At 35.3% G+C, this 17,870-nt stretch carries 17 protein-coding genes; 6 read left to right on the top strand and 11 right to left on the bottom strand.

Annotation, left to right across the window (positions count from 1 at the left end):
* Positions 1 to 64 precede the first annotated feature (64 nt).
* Positions 65 to 1,387, top strand: a complete 1,323-nt coding sequence (locus EV197_RS03860) for a M16 family metallopeptidase (RefSeq protein ID WP_130285411.1) — start codon at positions 65 to 67, stop codon at positions 1,385 to 1,387.
* 13 nt (positions 1,388 to 1,400) lie between these two features.
* Positions 1,401 to 3,461: a M16 family metallopeptidase gene (locus EV197_RS03855; RefSeq protein ID WP_130285410.1), complete on the top strand. Its 2,061-nt coding sequence runs from the start codon at positions 1,401 to 1,403 to the stop codon at positions 3,459 to 3,461.
* Between the two features lie 33 nt (positions 3,462 to 3,494).
* Here EV197_RS03855 and EV197_RS03850 read toward each other — a convergent pair whose 3' ends face one another.
* From EV197_RS03850 to mutY, 5 genes are all read right to left on the bottom strand, one after another.
* Positions 3,495 to 4,382 carry a DMT family transporter gene (locus tag EV197_RS03850; protein WP_130285409.1) on the bottom strand — a complete coding sequence of 296 codons (888 nt, stop codon included), beginning with the start codon at positions 4,380 to 4,382 and terminating at the stop codon, positions 3,495 to 3,497.
* A 92-nt stretch (positions 4,383 to 4,474) separates the two neighbouring features.
* Positions 4,475 to 5,038, bottom strand: coding sequence for a gliding motility lipoprotein GldD (gene gldD / locus EV197_RS03845; RefSeq protein WP_130285408.1), 564 nt, complete (start codon positions 5,036 to 5,038; stop codon positions 4,475 to 4,477).
* Positions 5,025 to 6,356, bottom strand: a complete 1,332-nt coding sequence (locus tag EV197_RS03840) for a gliding motility-associated protein GldE (protein ID WP_130285407.1) — start codon at positions 6,354 to 6,356, stop codon at positions 5,025 to 5,027. The genes gldD and EV197_RS03840 overlap by 14 nt, the downstream gene beginning before the upstream one ends.
* Positions 6,357 to 6,380: 24 nt before the next feature.
* Positions 6,381 to 6,848 carry a single-stranded DNA-binding protein gene (locus EV197_RS03835; RefSeq protein WP_130285406.1) on the bottom strand — a complete coding sequence of 156 codons (468 nt, stop codon included), beginning with the start codon at positions 6,846 to 6,848 and terminating at the stop codon, positions 6,381 to 6,383.
* Positions 6,849 to 7,002: 154 nt separating this feature from the next.
* Positions 7,003 to 8,052, bottom strand: a complete 1,050-nt coding sequence (mutY, locus tag EV197_RS03830) for an A/G-specific adenine glycosylase (RefSeq protein WP_130285405.1) — start codon at positions 8,050 to 8,052, stop codon at positions 7,003 to 7,005.
* A 132-nt stretch (positions 8,053 to 8,184) separates the two neighbouring features.
* On the opposite strand from mutY, the gene EV197_RS03825 reads away from it, so the two are divergent.
* The 3 genes from EV197_RS03825 to EV197_RS03815 all read left to right on the top strand — a co-directional run bounded on the left by EV197_RS03825 (position 8,185) and on the right by EV197_RS03815 (position 10,834).
* Complete coding sequence (locus EV197_RS03825) at positions 8,185 to 8,475, top strand: HU family DNA-binding protein (protein ID WP_130285404.1); 291 nt, start codon at positions 8,185 to 8,187, stop codon at positions 8,473 to 8,475.
* Positions 8,476 to 8,758: 283 nt separating this feature from the next.
* On the top strand, positions 8,759 to 10,297 hold the full coding sequence (locus EV197_RS03820) for an Rne/Rng family ribonuclease (protein ID WP_130285403.1): 1,539 nt from the start codon (positions 8,759 to 8,761) through the stop codon (positions 10,295 to 10,297).
* 60 nt (positions 10,298 to 10,357) lie between these two features.
* Positions 10,358 to 10,834: a regulatory protein RecX gene (locus tag EV197_RS03815; RefSeq protein WP_130285402.1), complete on the top strand. Its 477-nt coding sequence runs from the start codon at positions 10,358 to 10,360 to the stop codon at positions 10,832 to 10,834.
* Between the two features lie 29 nt (positions 10,835 to 10,863).
* Here the strand turns inward: EV197_RS03815 and EV197_RS03810 are convergent, their stop codons facing one another.
* The 3 genes from EV197_RS03810 to EV197_RS03800 form a co-directional block, all read right to left on the bottom strand.
* Positions 10,864 to 11,733 (bottom strand): cupin-like domain-containing protein, encoded by an 870-nt coding sequence (locus tag EV197_RS03810; protein WP_130285401.1) that lies wholly within the window; start codon positions 11,731 to 11,733, stop codon positions 10,864 to 10,866.
* Between the two features lie 53 nt (positions 11,734 to 11,786).
* A complete protein-coding gene (bioB, locus tag EV197_RS03805; protein WP_130285400.1) occupies positions 11,787 to 12,890 on the bottom strand; it encodes a biotin synthase BioB in 1,104 nt (367 codons plus the stop codon).
* A 100-nt stretch (positions 12,891 to 12,990) separates the two neighbouring features.
* The gene (locus tag EV197_RS03800; protein WP_130285399.1) at positions 12,991 to 14,160 is read right to left on the bottom strand and encodes a beta-ketoacyl synthase N-terminal-like domain-containing protein; all 1,170 of its coding nucleotides are present in this window, start codon (positions 14,158 to 14,160) and stop codon (positions 12,991 to 12,993) included.
* 144 nt (positions 14,161 to 14,304) lie between these two features.
* Between EV197_RS03800 and EV197_RS03795 the strand changes: the two genes are divergently transcribed.
* The gene (locus EV197_RS03795; protein WP_130285398.1) at positions 14,305 to 14,763 is read left to right on the top strand and encodes a cytochrome c oxidase assembly factor Coa1 family protein; all 459 of its coding nucleotides are present in this window, start codon (positions 14,305 to 14,307) and stop codon (positions 14,761 to 14,763) included.
* 9 nt (positions 14,764 to 14,772) lie between these two features.
* On the opposite strand, the gene bioA is transcribed toward EV197_RS03795, so the two are convergent.
* The 3 genes from bioA to EV197_RS03780 are packed head-to-tail and all read right to left on the bottom strand — an operon-like array spanning position 14,773 to position 17,834.
* Positions 14,773 to 16,038, bottom strand: coding sequence for an adenosylmethionine--8-amino-7-oxononanoate transaminase (gene bioA, locus EV197_RS03790; protein WP_130285397.1), 1,266 nt, complete (start codon positions 16,036 to 16,038; stop codon positions 14,773 to 14,775).
* Positions 16,038 to 16,679: a dethiobiotin synthase gene (gene bioD, locus EV197_RS03785; protein ID WP_130285396.1), complete on the bottom strand. Its 642-nt coding sequence runs from the start codon at positions 16,677 to 16,679 to the stop codon at positions 16,038 to 16,040. Before bioD ends, bioA begins: the two co-directional genes overlap by 1 nt.
* Before the next feature lie 12 nt (positions 16,680 to 16,691).
* Positions 16,692 to 17,834 carry an aminotransferase class I/II-fold pyridoxal phosphate-dependent enzyme gene (locus EV197_RS03780; RefSeq protein ID WP_130286184.1) on the bottom strand — a complete coding sequence of 381 codons (1,143 nt, stop codon included), beginning with the start codon at positions 17,832 to 17,834 and terminating at the stop codon, positions 16,692 to 16,694.
* Positions 17,835 to 17,870: the final 36 nt, after the last annotated feature.

The following is a 17,870-nucleotide window of genomic DNA, read 5'->3' as shown; positions in this document are numbered from 1 at the left end:
CCTTTCCGAAGTAACAAAATTCAATTTTTACACACTTATTATCTGAATCAAAAAAATACTACGAATGAGAATTAAAATTTACACAATTGCTTTAGGGCTCCTATTATCCTTCATTGGACAAGCCCAAGAAGTAGAATACACAGAATATGACCTGGATAATGGGTTGCACGTAATTCTACACCAAGACAATACTGCACCTGTAGTGACTACTTCTGTAATGTATCATGTAGGGGGTAAAGATAGAACGGAAGGAAGAACTGGTTTTGCTCATTTTTTTGAACACCTTTTATTCGAAGGGACGAAAAACATTGAAAGAGGAAAATGGTTCGAAATCGTATCTTCAAACGGAGGGCAAAACAACGCTAACACCTCTCAGGACAGAACTTATTATTACGAGGTATTCCCCTCTAATAATTTAGAACTCGGTTTATGGATGGAATCTGAGCGTATGCTGCACCCTGTTATCGATCAAACTGGTGTGGATACCCAGCAAGAGGTTGTAAAAGAAGAAAAACGATTACGTTATGACAACTCTCCTTATGGTCAATTTTTACCGGTGTTAGGAAAAAATCTTTTTGACAAGCATCCTTATAAAGATCCAAACATTGGTTATATGAAGGATCTTGACGCAGCCACCTTAGAAGACGTTAAAGCATATAACAAAAAATACTATGTGCCTAATAATGCAGTGCTGGTAGTAGCAGGGGATATCGATATCGAGAAAACTAAAAAAATGATCAAGGATTATTTTGGCCCGATACCTAAAGGAGAAGACATCGTACGCAAATATCCAGTAGAAAAACCAATCACTACACAAAGAACAGCAACGGCTTATGATCCAAATATTCAAATACCGGCTACTGGCTTAGCATATCGCACGCCAGGATTTAAGCAGAGAGATTCTTACGTTTTGCAAATGATTTCTACCTATTTAAGCGACGGAAAAAGTTCTAAGCTTTATAAAAAGATGGTTGACGAACAAAAGCAGGCCTTACAAGTAGGAGCATTTAGTATTCCTCAAGAGGACTATGGGATGTATTTGGTTTTTGCAATACCATTAAACAACACAGATCTTGGAACGTTAATCTCCGAAATGGAAGAAGAGGTTGCTAAAGTGAGAACGGAACTAATATCCGAAAGAGATTACCAAAAATTGCAAAATAAATTTGAGAATAACTTTGTGAACTCTAACTCCAGTGTACAGGGTATCGCTAGTTCCTTAGCCACAAATTACTTGTTATACGGAGATACTTCGTTGATCAATGAAGAGATCGAGATTTATCGTTCTATTACTAGAGAAGAAATTAAAAAAGTGGCAGAGAAATATTTAAAGCCTAATCAAAGTGTAATAATAAACTATTTACCAGGCGAAAAACCAGCAAATTAAGACTCAAAATCACATGAAAAGATTATTTATAGTATTATTTGTTTTTACGATTGTAAAAACACAAGCACAAGTTGACAGAACACAAATGCCAGAACCGGGGCCTGCTCCTGAGATTAATTTAAAGGACGCCCAGCGTTTTGAGCTTGATAATGGATTAAAAGTACTAGTCGTAGAAAATCATAAACTTCCTCGAGTTTCTGCGCAATTGACCATTGACAATAACCCCATTGCGGAGGGAGATAAAGCAGGAGTAGCCTCATTGCTATCAAGCTTATTAGGAAATGGATCTAAAAATATTTCCAAAGATGAATTTAATGAAGAAATTGACTTTCTAGGAGCCCGATTAAGTTTTGGTTCTCAGAGCGCATTTGCTTCATCTTTATCAAAATATTTTCCTAGAGTATTAGAGTTAATGGCTGATGCAGCGATTAATCCTAATTTTACTGAAGAAGAATTTGAAAAAGAAAAAACCAAAATAATTACAGGGTTAAAATCTGAAGAAAAAGATGTTAAAGCCATATCCTCTAGGGTACAAAGGGCCTTAGCTTATGGTGCAAAACATCCTTATGGAGAATTTACAACAGAGGAAACTGTTAATAACGTAAAATTAGCTGATGTTAGAAATTTCTACGACAGCTACTTTGCTCCGACAAATGCATACCTAATTATTATAGGTGATATCAATTTTGAAGAAGCTAAAGAATTAGTTGAAAAAAACTTCAAACCTTGGACAAAAAGAACCGTACCTTCTTTTGGTTATTCTACTCCTAAAGATGTGCAATACACGCAAATCAATTTTGTTGATGTACCTAATGCAGTACAATCAGAAATCACTGTTGAAAATTTAGTAAATCTAAAAATGAGTGATCCTGATTATTTAGCAGCTTTGGTAGCTAATCAAATCTTAGGTGGCGGTGGTGAAGCGAGACTTTTCCTTAATTTAAGAGAGGACAAAGGATATACCTATGGTTCGTATTCCAGCATTGGAAATGATAAATATGCTCCCTCACGTTTTAGAGCTTTTGCAAGTGTTCGAAATGCAGTAACTGATAGTTCGGTTGTTGAAATCCTTAATGAAATTGACAAAATTACCTCTAAACCTGTTACAGAAGAAGAGTTGAAAAACACAAAAGCTAAGTACATTGGTAATTTTGTATTGGCATTAGAAAGACCGGAAACGATTGCTCAGTATGCTCTAAATATTGAAACAGAAAACCTTCAAAAAGATTTCTATAAGACATATTTAGAAAAGATCAATGCTATAACGGTTGAAGATGTGCAGAAAGCAGCACAAAAATATTTCAGTTCCAAAAATGCTCGTATTGTTGTAGTAGGTAAAGGAAGTGAAGTTCTAGAAAATTTAGAAAAAACCAAATTCAACGGCAAAGAGCTATCTATCTTTTACTATGACAAATATGCTAATAAGGTAGATAAACCAGATTACAGTGCTGAGACACCAACGGACGTAACTGCAGCACAAGTTTTAGAGAACTACTTTAAAGCTATTGGAGGAAAAGATAAATTAAAAGACGTATCTTCTGTATATATGTTAGCTGAAGCTGCCTTCAATGGAGCAACTCTTGGATTGGTTAGTAAGGTTACTACCAAAAACCAATCTTTAATTGAGGTTTCGTTTGGAGGGATGACTGCTCAAAAAATTGTTTTTGACGGTACTCAAGGCTATGTTATGGCTCAAGGACAACGTATGGATTATGATGAAAAACAAATTGAAGCGGCCAAAGCAGAAGCACATCCTTTTGCTGAGCTTAAAGTTGAAAATCCTACACTAGAAAAAGTAGAGCCTTATGAAGGTGGAAAAGCTTATGCCGTAAAACTTAGCGACAAGAAAACAGCTTATTTCGACACTGAATCTGGCCTTAAAGTAAAAGAAACTACCGTACAGGAACAGCAAGGTCAAAAAATAACAGTAACTACTAATTACAGTGACTATCAAGAAGTAAAAGGAATTAAATTCCCATTTACGATAACACAAGCATTAGGCCCTCAGAATATTGATTTTAAAGTAAAAGAAATCAAAATCAACGAAGGGGTTTCTGATGAAGATTTTAAATAATATAAAGTAAAACTAGGTATTGGTAAGGGTTTGCTAACGCAAACCCTTACTTTTTCTATTCGCTAAATATACGCCAAGGATAATGATACTGGTAGCGAGTAATTGTAATAGCGTAAAACTTTCACCATCCAATACTCCCCACAATAAAGCGACAATAGGTATGGTATAGGTAACGGATGTAGCAAAAACTGGGCTACTTATCTGCACCAACTTGTTAAACAACACTTTTGCGATTCCTGTACCTACAATAGCCAACACCCCGGCGTAACCTAAACTCCAATGTACTTTAGGATCTTGTAAGGTTTCGCCATTAAAAAAATCAGACGATATTAAAACGATAAAAGCAGGAACAATCAGCACTAAAAAATTTCCATTTGCAATTGCCATAGGGCTGATATTTTGCATATATCTTTTAATGATGTTAACATTAATGGCGTAACAAACCGAAGCAATTAGGACTAAACTAGCGTACCAATAGTTTTGAGAAGGGTTGGCATTAGCGCCTTCAACTATTAAAGCAATACTACCTATCAAGCCTACGATAACACCCATCAACTGTTTTCTGTTAAAAGAAATCGAAAATACTATTGATCCCAGGATTAAAGCCATCAACGGAGTAGTTGAATTGAGTATTGAGGTAATTGCACTATCGATTTCAGTCTCAGCGAAAGCAAATAAAAAGGCCGGAATAAAACTCCCCGCAAAAGCAGAAATGGCAACCCACTTCCATTCTTCTTTTTTAATCGTTTTAATACTTTTGAAACCAATTAAAAAAAGAAAAGTAGCTGCAAAGAGTGTTCTAATAGCACCTAATTGAAGCGGTGTTAAGCCAATAAGTGATTTTTTAATTAAGATAAATGAACTCCCCCATACTAAAGATAAAAAAGCTAAGTATACCCATTTTAATTTATCATCTGACATCAACATTATTTTTAAAAAAGGCAAAAGTGGTAAAATTATCTTACCTGTTCATGTAATTTGTATAAATTTTGGGATTCCTTAGGCCAACCGAATTATTTCCACTTGATAGTTTCCATCAAGTGAATTACATCCTGTCTAATGTAGGCGGATGCTGGTAATATAGAATCATAATTGGGCCTAGCATTGAAATAAACAGAACCGGTAAGAAAATTATTTGTGCTATCCGTAACGTAAAACTGTGTGTTCGAAGCAGCATTACCCGTTACTTTATAGATCATTCCATAAACGTTATTTTTTTGATCTATATATTCTTCAGGTTTGATAGCATCAGCCTTTTTAGTATGCTCTTGTGTTAGGTTTTGTGCGTCTCTTAAAAGTGAGTCTAAGTTTTTATCGACTGGATAATAGGATAAATATATGGTTGCTTTTTGCTTAGGATAAGTGATATTATACCAGCAATCTACTTTCTTACGAACGCTATTCAGTTGAGCGTGTTTATTTATCTCAAAGGTAAATGGACAATTGGTAATTATACTATCGTATTTTGGTGCATCATACGCTAACCGAAGATATCCTTTGGGTTTAGGAATAACATCTCCACCACAAGAGGATAAAATTAGAACACCTATAAGTAAAATTAAACTATTCTTCAGCATATTCTTTAATGGTAAATTTTACCTGTTTTATTCTTTTGTTGTCCAAAGACTCGATCTTAAATTCGTATTTATCCTCAACCTCCATCACCTCTCCCTTTTTAGGAAAACTTCCAGAAATCTCCAATAAAAAACCAGCAATGGTTTCCGCATCACCTTTCTTTAGATCAAAAATATCCGTGTTTTCAAGCTTAATAATCTTATAAAAATCTTTAAGTGCTGTACGGCCTTCAAAGACATAATTATGATCGTCCAATTTTGAAAATACTAAATCCTCGTCATCAAATTCATCACTAATATCGCCTACAATCTCTTCGATAATATCTTCTAAGGTTATCAATCCACTGGTACCGCCATACTCATCCACCACTATAGCTAAATGATTCTTTTTGTTTTTAAAATCATTTAATAAATCATCTAGTTTTTTGTTTTCTGGTACAAAATAAGGATCTCTTAATAATTGTATCCAATCAAATTCTGTTGTATTGATATAAGGCAACAAGTCTTTTACGTATAATACCCCAATTACTTTATCTATGTTTTCTTCGTAAACCGGTATTCTTGAATACCCATTTTCAATAATTTCTGGTATAATTTCTTTGTACGAAGAAGCTGCATTTAAAGCAAATATATTTATCCTTGGCTTCATTACTTGTTTGGTATCAGTATTACCAAATGAAACAATACCTTCTAATATTTTTTTCTCTTCAACTGTGGTATCTTTATCCGATGTAAGTTCTAATGCCTGAGATAGTTGATCTACGCTTAAATTCGATTTTTGTTTACCCAATTTGCTATGTATACTTAATGTTACACTTCTCATAGGAAGACTTAAGGGCGAAAACAACCAATCCAAAACCTGAAGCGGTCTTGCCATAAATATTGCAAATTTTACCTTATTCCTACTGGCATACACTTTAGGTAAAATTTCTCCAAATAATAAAATCAAAAATGTAACTACACCGACTTCAACGACAAATCGAACATTTATAATGCCCCAGGCCATGATATCAAGATCTGCGAATAAGACTTGACCGATGGAATCAAAAAGCAAAACGATAGCAATATTAATAAGATTATTGGCCACCAATATAGTAGCTAGCAGTTTTTTAGGTCTACTCAGTAATAGCGTAATAGCTCCAATATTTTTTGAAGTCTGATTATCTCTTAAGTCGTTGGGTGTTAAGGAGAATAATGCAACTTCGCTACCAGATATGAGGGCTGAGCAGATCAATAAAACTACTACCGCAATCCAATTAATGGTGTAGACAGCATCAAATAGTAACAGTGTTATAAATATCGGTTCAGGATCAGGGTCCAAATTTATTGGTTTAGTTAAACAATATTAAAACGGTAAATCATCATCCTCTGCATCGGATGCAATTGGAGCTGAAGCCTCCGCACCTTGCTGGTTCGGCACTCCTTGTTGAGCATTTGGAGTCGAAGCGTTCGCCTGTCCTTGCCCAGTACTTTCGGCCTTAGGAGTTAAAAAGGTAAAATCTGTACATTGTATTTCTGTACTGTACCTATCATTTCCTTGATCATCTTGCCATCTTCTGGTTTTTAATCTACCTTCTATATACACTTTATCACCTTTACTAAGGTATTTTTCACAGATTTCTGCAGCTTTATTTCTAACCACAATATTGTGCCACTCCGTAGAGGTAACACGTTCGCCTGTGGATTTGTTGAGATAAGAATCGTTGGTTGCCAAAGGAAATCTACCAATACAGTTGCCTCCTTCAAAATAATGCATTTTAACCTCATCACCGGTATGCCCTATCAACATTACTTTATTTAGTGTTCCTGACATGTTATAATTTTTGCATTTGTATTTGATTACAAAGAAAATATAATTACAATGAATAACACCATAATCATAATTTTTTTATAAGCTAGACCTATAAAATTTCTTGTATAGTAAATGTACTAAAAAATTAACGATTTAAAATACGCGCTGCGCTTCACTAAAAAAATCGCTCCATAAAATTTCCTATTAATACAGGTACCGGATAATCTTCAATATCCCTAATACTGATCCATTGCTGATTATTGAGGATTGTTTTTCGATTCTTATTAACCTCTACAATATAGAATTTGGTGTACAAATGCTGATGAGATAGTTTATGCACTACTGGTTCTTGATTAAAAGGTACAAGATCCAAACTATCAGTTATCATATCTTTATTAGCTAATCTTTTTTTCAGTTCTTTTACACTTAAAATTTTATCACACTCCAACAAGGGAAATTCATATAGGTTAAACCAAATTCCTTTATTAGTTCTTTTTTTGAGAATCGTTTGTTCCTCAAACCGATATACGATATAATGAAAAAATCGTTTTTTTACTTTTATCTTTTTTTCTTTTACTGGTAATACATCAACATCAGCATTTTTATAGCCCACACAGGCAGTATGTAAAGGACAATTAGGACAATCTGGGCTTTTTGGTTTGCATTGCACAGCTCCAAACTCCATTATTGCCTGATTATATATTGCGGGTTGCTTAGGATCCATAACCTCAGTTGCCAGCTTTTTGAACTCTTTAACCCCTTTTGTGGAGTTAATGGGTGTATGTACCCCATAAAATCGAGATAAAACACGATATACATTACCATCTACTACTGGTGTTGCCTCATCATAGCAAATAGATGCTATGGCACTTGCAGTATAATCACCTACTCCTTTTAAGGTTAAAAGTCCTTTGTAATCTTTAGGGAATTGGCCCTTCAATTCTTTGGTTACATAATTGGCAGTGGCATGGAGATTTCGAGCTCTAGAATAATAGCCTAGCCCTTGCCATAGCTTAAGAACTTCTTCTTCTTTTGCCGCTGCTAAATCATACACCGTGGGATAAGCCGCTACAAATGCATTATAATAAGGTAATCCCTGCGCAACTCGCGTCTGTTGAAGTATAATTTCGCTTAACCATATTTTATAAGGATCTTTTGTTTTTCGCCAGGGTAGCGATCTTTTGTTTTGTAAGTACCACGTAATGAGTTTTTTATAAAATATCATACTAAAAACTTAGGTTTGGCGAAATTAATTCTTTAAAAACAATAATTTCGTGTTTAAGTATTGATATTTTGGAATTTAAATTACTATATTTGCCCCCTTGAAAATTTAAAAAACCCCTAAATAGGAAATAGAATGACTAAAGCAGATATTGTAGCAAGAATTTCAGAAAAGCTAGGAATTGAAAAAGGTGATGTACAGGCAACTGTTGAAACATTTATGGAAGAAGTAAAAAATTCTTTAGAAAGTGGAGACAATGTTTATCTTAGAGGTTTTGGAAGCTTTATTATCAAAACAAGAGCTGAAAAAACTGGACGTAACATCTCTAAGAACACAACGATAAAGATTCCAGCACATAACATACCTGCATTTAAGCCTGCAAAAGTTTTTGTTGAAGGAGTAAAGACTAACGTAGAAGTTAAATAACATAGTATTAATAAATAAATTGTACACCCTATGCCAAGTGGTAAAAAACGCAAAAGACACAAGGTAGCTACGCATAAGCGTAAGAAAAGAAGAAGAGCTAATCGCCATAAGAAAAAGTAGTTTCTAACTACTTTTTTCTTTTAAAAATGTTCTTTGAAATCGAGATTAAATTCTGTTTTACGCTACCAACAAAACAGTATCCTATCTCAACGGAATTTTTATTAATTCCTGTGAAAAAATTGTTTAATCCATCCCGATCACTCGGGATCAAAATCTAATAAGAGTGAACAAAGAATTGATCATTAGATCTGGTTCCTCTACGGATTTTGCCTTATTAAAGGATGGAAAACTAATTGAATTACATAAAGAAGAAGATGACAGTAATTTTGCGGTTGGTGATATCTTTATTGCCAAAATCAGAAAGGCTGTACCTGGATTAAATGCCGCATTTGTTAATGTAGGTTATGAAAAAGATGCATTCTTGCATTATCATGATTTAGGTCCTCAAGTTTCTTCTTTATTAAAGTTCATAAAACGTGTAAGCACAGGTAAATTAAAGGACTATTCGTTAAAGAATTTTCCTTTTGACAATGATATTGACAAAAACGGAGTAATTACGGATGTTTTAAAGTCAAATCAATCGCTATTAGTACAAATTGTAAAAGAGCCTATATCGACCAAAGGACCCAGAATTAGTTCTGAGTTATCAATTGCTGGTCGTTATATCGTTTTAGTCCCTTTTTCTAACCGGGTATCTGTTTCTCAAAAAATAGAATCTAATGAAGAAAAAGAACGGTTAAAACGTTTGGTAAAAAGTATTAAACCCAAAGGGTTTGGTATCATAGTTCGTACCGTAGCAGAAGGCAAAAAAGTAGCAGAACTGGATAAAGATTTACAAAATCTGTTAGGGAGATGGCAATCTATGTGCAAAAAATTGTATAAAGCCCATCACCCATCAAAAGTTCTAGGTGAAATGAACAGAGCATCCTCTATTCTCAGAGATGTTTTTAATGACTCATTTTCTTCAATCGTTGTAGACGATGAAGTATTATGTGGTCAAATTAAGGAATACTTGCAGGAAATTGCTCCTGACAAGGAATCAATAGTTAGGCTTCATTCATCTAACGTACCAATATTTGAAAAACACGGTATCGAAAGACAAATAAAGACCAGTTTTGGCAAAACGGTTTCCATGAGTAAGGGAGCCTATTTAGTTATAGAACATACCGAAGCTATGCACGTAATCGACGTAAATAGTGGAAATCGTTCTAACAAAGCTAAAAATCAAGAAGACACTGCATTAGAAGTAAACCTTATTAGTGCAGCAGAAGTAGCCCGTCAACTTCGTTTAAGAGATATGGGTGGGATAATCGTTGTGGATTTCATAGATATGAACAACTCCGACAACAGAAGAACCCTATATAACCAGCTCCGAGAAGAGATGAAAGACGATAGAGCTAAACACAAAATTTTACCTCCTAGTAAGTTTGGGCTGGTACAAATAACGCGGCAACGCGTACGTCCTGAAATGAATATAAAAACTCGTGAGCCCGACCCTCACGGTGCTAATGGCGAAATTGAGGCGCCAATCGTTTTAGTTGATAAAATAAAGGTCGATTTAGAAAAATTAATTAAAAAAGACCATAAAAAGATAACGCTAAGCGCTCATCCTTTTATTGCCGCTTTTTTAACCAAAGGATTTCCATCCCCCCGTTCAAAATGGTTTTTTGACTATAATAGATGGGTGAAAATTTTACCTAGAGACGCTTACACGTATTTAGAGTATCACTTCCACGATAAAGATGGAAAGTTGATCAAATAACAAAAAAAACCCGACTTAAATTTTTAGGTCGGGTTTTTTGTTTTTTTATAATATTGCAATATGTACCAAAAACCGGTAAGTATAACATTAGCAGAAGCTACTCGAAAATTAGAATACTATTGCGCCTATCAAGATAGGTGCCATAAAGAAGTTGAAGCTAAGCTCAATACTTACAATCTTATTCCTGAAGCAAAAGATAAGATACTGCTCCATTTAATGGAACATAATTTCTTAAACGAAGAACGCTTTGCAAAAAGTTTTGCTCGCGGTAAATTTAAGACTAAACATTGGGGTAAGAATCGAATTGTAAGAGAACTTAAATTTCGTAATATCTCTAGCTTTCTTATTAAAATAGCACTCCAAGAAATCCCAGAAGAAGATTATTTGCAATCACTGCATACATTAGCCTCTAAAAAGCTAGCTCAAATAACTGAGTCTAACATTTTTAAAAAAAAGAAAAAATTAGCGGATTACTTATTGTATCGCGGCTGGGAAACTCAGCTGGTATATGATAAGATTAATGAACTCACCTCGTAAACGCAGCCTATTGCATAGCTACTAAGCATCTATAATTTTGTTTTTTGATGGGTGCGTTTTATTGCCCTATCATTTTTATAAGCTATCCATTTATCTCCTTTTTGCTTTCGCATAAAATTATCAAAATGACGTAGCACAAAAACGTTATACGTTGCCTTTGCCAAATTATAAATCGATTTAGGTACAGATCGTATACTCATGGAAAATCCAGGAGTTAGATAGGTCATATGATGCCAATAGCCTTCAGGCATATATAAGGTTTCCCCATGCTTCAAATGAGTAACAAGCCCTTTTGCTTTTTGCAATGCTGGCCATTTTTCAAAATCAGGGTTGGAAAAATCAATTTCCTGATGCGCTATTAATGCGTGTGGTACTTTATATAAAAACGGTGTTTCAGATGGTGGATATAAAATACATTGCTTTTCTCCGTGAAAGTGAAAATGCAGAATATTAGCATAATCAATATCGAAATGCATAAAGACCTTGGAGCCTCTTCCTCCAAAAAAAAGAAAAGGAAGCCCTTTTAAAAACCGCATCCCCAGTTTGGGATACTTAAAATCAGCCTGAAGTTGGGGCACCTCCTTCAATAAATTATATAAAAAAATACGGTAGTTAGTTGGTTTTGATTTTAGTAGCTCAATGTAGTCCCCCATTTTCATTTTGTGATGAGGCTCATTAAACTTTTTCTCAGAAGATATGGGTCTATCATCGTATAAGGGAACGGTTTTATCTCCTGCAATACTATCGATATAATCCAAATTCCATTTTTGATAGGCAGGCCAATCTTCGATTAGGTTTTCTATGACAACAGGTCTTTGTTTGGCATAGTAATCTTTAAGAAATGCTTCTTTTGTTATTTTTTTGACCCTTGGTATCTGCTCTAAATTCAATCCCTCCATCTTTCACAAATGATATCCCATTTATACCCATAAAAACGAAAAAGTATACTGTATTATTTTCTAACAACAGTTTCTTTAGCTTTTTGTTTAGCTAGTTCATTTTTCTCAATGACATGACCTGGTCTTGTCCATTTTGGCTTTTCGCCTAATGCTTTATATTGAGAGTCTGCTGCTTCAATCGTTTCAGGTTGTGATTTTTTGACAAATGGCTTTTGGGGATTTAGACCTAACATTTTGAACATCTCCATATCCTCATTTACATCAGGATTTGGAGTAGTTAGTAACTTATCACCTGCAAATATAGAATTAGCACCTGCAAAGAAACACATTGCTTGTCCTTCTCTACTCATTTCAGTTCTTCCTGCAGATAATCGTACTTGAGTTTGGGGCATCACTATTCTTGTGGTGGCTACCATACGTATCATATCCCAGATTTCAACGGGTGTTTGCTCTTCCATAGGTGTTCCTTCTACCGCTACTAATGCATTAATTGGCACGGATTCTGGCTGAGGATCTAAGGTAGATAAAGCAACTAACATACCTGCTCTATCCTCTGCGTGTTCTCCCATCCCTATTATTCCACCGCTACAAACAGTTACATTAGTTTTTCTAACGTTATCAATAGTTTGTAATCGATCTTCAAACCCTCGGGTAGAGATTACCTCTTTATAATATTCTTCTGAAGTATCTAAATTATGATTGTAGGCATATAATCCTGCCTCGGCTAATCGCTGTGCCTGATTTTCGGTAATCATACCAAGCGTACAGCAAACCTCCATGTCTAATTTATTTATGGTACGAACCATTTCTAAAACATTATCAAACTCCTCACCATCCTTAACATTTCGCCAAGCTGCTCCCATACAAACTCTAGAACTACCAGAAGCCTTTGCTCTAAGGGCTTGAGCTTTGACCTGAGAAACACTCATTAAGTCATTACCTTCGATATCGGTATGATATCTTGCTGCTTGTGGACAGTATCCACAATCTTCTGGGCAGCCCCCGGTTTTGATCGATAGTAATGTAGAAACCTGAACAGTGTTAGGATCGTGATACTCCCTATGAATTGAAGCCGCCTCATATAAAAGGTCCATTAATGGCTTGTTATAAATTTCAAGTATTTCCTCTTTTGTCCAGTTGTGTCTAATCGTACTCATAAATAGCGTGTGAAATTTCAAAAATACTGTTTACTATTCAATACCAAAGTAAACATTTAGCAAATTATTTATATTCTGCTAATATTATTCCCTTTAAATGTTAATTTTTTTCCGTTTTTTGAACCAAGATACTAACAGCATTTCCTCCGAACCCTACAGCATTAACCAATATATTCTTAATCCTTTTTGGTTTTTCAATATCTTGAAGATAAGGTATCTCTATAAATTGTTGATGATTCAACATCATAACCGCTAATTCCAAACTTAGCATTCCGCTTGCTCCAAAAGTATGCCCTATTTTCCATTTGTTGGTTGTCAGTGCAGGTTTTTTTGTTAAAAATACCTTTTCGATTGCTCTATACTCGGCTAAATCTCCTTTAACAGTACCTGGTGCATGCATAACAATTACGTCCACCTCTTCAGGCGAAATGGATTGCATAGCCATCTTCATAGCATCCTGAAAACAATTGGCATTTGCCGAAATCGAAATATTATGTTGTAATGCTTCCGTAGCATACCCTACACCTCCTATTAATGCTAAAGCATCGGGTTGATTGCCATCCTCTATACAAATGACTGCAGCTCCTTCGCCTAGGCACATTGAGTTTCTACTTTTGGACAACTGCAACGCTTGACATGGGTAGGTGCCAGCATCATTATCAGCATAAATTTTTAAAGCTCTCATTTGAGCTATAGTAAAAGGGGTTAACGGTGCTTCACTGCCACCAACTACAAATTTAGTTGCCATGCCCGACTGCAACCACGCTACTCCGTTTAGTAATCCATGCAATGCAGTAGAGCAGGTAATAGAATGACTAATTTCAGGGCCGAAGGTTTTTAAATCCTGTGCTACCCAAGAGGAAATATTACCTAAAGTTGTTGTTGGTGAACTGAGTGTGGAGGCTTTTTTCTTATTCAAAAACTCTGTGTGGTATTTTTCAAATAATGCCGTAGCTCCACGGGAGGACCCTATATTTACACCAAAGTCTGAGTAATCTTCCCAACCGGCCTGTTTCACCGCGCCTCTGGCAGCTAATATTGCGTATAACACCGAATCATCCAGCTCTTTATAGTGATCATTCTCGGATCTTAATTGATCAACTATTTTTATAGTCTCCTCAGATAAAGCAGCTACGAGTGCTTTTTCCTCAAAAAATTCTTCAAAAGTTAAGTTATGGGTAGCTAATTGGTAGCTTTTCCAGATTTGATCTGCTTCCACTCCTAACGGTGAAATCGAGGATAAACCGGTAATAGCAACTGGATTCTTCAAATTTCTAGTAGTTTGGGCAAATGTAGGGTTTTACTCTTTTTCTTTCAAGACAACAGCGTAAAATGAAGATGTACTACCGAAAAGATTTGTAACTTTTTAACAAATGGAGCTACTTATCATATAAGTATACATCAAATCTTATATATGAATAATCAAATACAACAAAAAAGTTGGTTTAGTCGTAATTGGCCTTGGGTGGTCCCAGTGGGAGGCTGCCTTACACTCATTATTTTATTCTTTGTCTTTTTAGGGTCAGTAATTTTTGGCGTTAGCGAAATTATGACAAATAGTGATCCCTATAATGATGCCTTAGCTAAGGTCAAAGAAGACAGCTATGTAGTCGGAATTCTTGGTGAACCCATCGAAAAAGACGGAATGATGCAAGGTAATATTTCCTACACTAATGGTAAAGGAAAAGTAAATATAGCAGTACCGATAAAAGGTCCAAAAGGTGAAGCTAAAATCTATGTGGTTGGTAAAAAAGAGTTTGATGAATGGGATTACCAAGAAATGTATGTTATCATTAAAGAAACTAATGAACAGATAGATCTACTTGGATACGAAAACCAAAAAACGGAAGACACTAATGATGAGGAATGGTAAATGACACTGCTAAATATTGGACAATAGCGATTCTATAGCATTGTATATTTTATACAGCTCTTTATGACTAATCACATAAGGAGCTAAAATATATATGGTACTACCCAAGGGTCTTAAAAACACTCCATTATCCATAAAATGATCAAATATTTGATATCTCTTGTTTCCATAGCGATCCATATCAATATTTAGATCTAAAGCATAGATAACTCCTTGCTGTCTTGTACCTTTTATTTTAGGATGATTCTTAATTTTTGCATCAAACTCTTGATGTGATGTTATAATACTTGCTATTTTTTCTTGTATTTCCGTAGATTGTAACAGTTCAATACCAGCAATAGCGGTTGCGCAAGCTATAGGATTAGCAGAATAGGTATGAGCGTGAAAAAAAGCCTTCCCTATTGAATCATCATAAAAGGCTTCATAGACATTTTGGGTACAACTCGTAATTCCCATAGGTACCATACCAGCAGTTAAGGCTTTTGATAAGGAAATGATATCGGGCTGTGTTTGCATATATGCTGAAGCAAAATTTTTACCGGTTTTACCAAACCCTGTCATCACCTCATCCGCTATGGTGATTACTCCCTGATCCTTACAAATATTTAAAATTGTATCGAGATACTTTGCCTCATACATGTGCATAGCATTAGCACCTTGTACCAAAGGTTCGTATATAAATGCCGCTACGCTATTAGTCTTTATGATCTCAAGTAATTTAGCGAGTACTTGTTCAATATTATGCGCTGTAGGAGTGGGTATTCGTTGAACATCTATAAAAAAATCTTCAAAAGGACCATTGTATACCGATAATCCAGAAGCAGACATCGCCCCAAATGTGTCTCCATGGAAACCATCCTCAAAGGCTATGATGGTGTTTCTTTTTTCTCCGTGATTGAAATGATATTGTAATGCCATTTTAATACCCACTTCATTTGCTGTGGAACCATTGTCTGAAAAGAAAATTTTAGCTTGATTATCCGGAAGGATTTCAATAAGCTTTTCAGATAATTCAATAGCAGGTTGATGAGTAAATCCGGCAAAAACAATTTGATCCAAATTCTTCATTTGAGCCGAAGCCTTTTCGATAATATAATCATTACAGTGGCCATACATTGCTGTGTACCAAGAAGAAATTCCGTCGATATACTCCTTTCCAGATTCGTCATAAAGTATCGCTCCTTTTGCTTTTACAATCGGTAACGCTTCAGGATGAATCTTGTGCTGTGTAAGGGGGTGCCACAAATATTTCTTATCTCTTTTTGATAAACTCATTATAGTAAGGCTTCTAAACTTTCTTTAAATAAATCCGCGTATTCCGCTACTACTCTTTGATCAAAATAGGGTTCTTCATCAACCCTACCTATAATTTGACATCCAGCCATTTTTCGTATGATAGCCTCTGTAGTAGGATGTTCTTTTCCATTAAAAATTATCACAGGTTCTATGCCCCTATCCTGAAGAATTTTTACTGACAGTAAGGTATGATTAATACTGCCTAAATAATGCCTTGAAACTAAAACTACTTTTGCATCCTTCGGGATGAGATCAAGTATTGTTTCGGTATCATTGATAGGCACCAGTAACCCTCCTGCTCCTTCAATTACTAATGTGTTCTTTGTATTTGGAATTTTAACCGACTTTGCTTCGATTTTTACACCGTCTATATCAGCTGCGGCATGTGGACTCATCGGTGTGTTCAAGGCAAAACTATTTTTATGAAATTTGGATTTATCGTTGGATATTAAAGATTGAACCTTATCCATGTCAGCATAATCTAAATCTCCTGCCTGAATTGGTTTAAAGTAATCTGCCTGTAAAGCTTCGGTAACAATAGCCGATATAATTGTTTTACCAACCTCTGTCCCAATACCCGTAATGAAAATGTGCTGTGAATTTTTACTTTTTTTCGCCATCTAGATCTATGTTCACTTTTTGACAAAGGTAGCAAGTAGCTGCAAGACTTCCATAATTTCTTCAGGAGTATTATAGCTGTGCAAACAGAAGCGTAAGCGTTCTTTGCCTTTAGGAACTGTTGGTGATAGAATAGGCTTAACATCAAACCCTCTTTGTTGTAAGCTTTCTGCCAAAGCTTTAACAGCTGCATTTCCTGAAATCAAACAACATTGTATTGCAGATGTACTTTCAATGAATATATCGCAAATACCTAAGGTTTTTGCAGCTTCTTTAAAGTATGTTATGTTCCTTTTAAGTTGAACAATATCGGTCGTTTCTCGTAATTGCAAGTACGCCGAGTAAATGGTCGCTAGTGAATGAGGTGGTAGTCCAGTAGTATAGATAAAACTTCTGGCATAATTCACTAAATAGCTTATCAGCTTTTCCGAGCCCAAAATAGCAGCCCCGTGGCAACCTATGGCTTTACCAAAAGTATTGATCCTAGCAAAAACCTCTGCTTCTAAATTTAACTCTTGCACTAACCCTCTTCCCTCTTTTCCAAAAATACCAACCGCGTGAGCCTCATCTACTATTAAATGCGCCTTATGACTTTGACATAATTTACTGATTAGAGCTAAATCTGGGCTATCCCCATCCATTGAAAAAACAGACTCCGTAACTACATAGATTTCAGTATCTCTTTGGTGTTTTTTCAATTTCTTTTGAAGATCTTCCAAGTCATTATGCCTAAACTTGTATCCCTTTGCATTACTCATTTGGATACCATCTCTTATGGAAGCGTGGATAAGCTCGTCATATAAAATAATATCACCTTTTTGAAGAACTGATGAAAATAAGCCTAGATTGGCATCGTAACCAGAGTTAAAAATTAAAGCCGACTCAGCGTTGTGAAATGCGGCTATCATTTCTTCTGCTTTTGCATATAATTCATGATTGCCAGTCAATAATCGAGAACCTGTAGCACCATTACCTTTGTTATTGGTCTTCTCTAATAATTGATACGCTTGATGAAATAGATTCTTGTTTTTAGAAAAGCCCAAATAATCGTTAGAAGAAAAATCAATTAATGATGTAGCCTTTGTAAGCTGTCTAAGTGCATTGCTTTCAGCTCTATCCTGCAATTTTTTCTGAAGTCTTTTAGGAAACACTGTCATAGGGCTAAAATACAACAAAATACTATGTTTTATAAC

Source organism: Aquimarina brevivitae, assembly GCF_004216895.1.
GTDB lineage: Bacteria > Bacteroidota > Bacteroidia > Flavobacteriales > Flavobacteriaceae > Aquimarina > Aquimarina brevivitae.
Note: the sequence above shows the minus strand (reverse complement) of the source record. Positions and strands in the feature narration are given on the sequence as shown.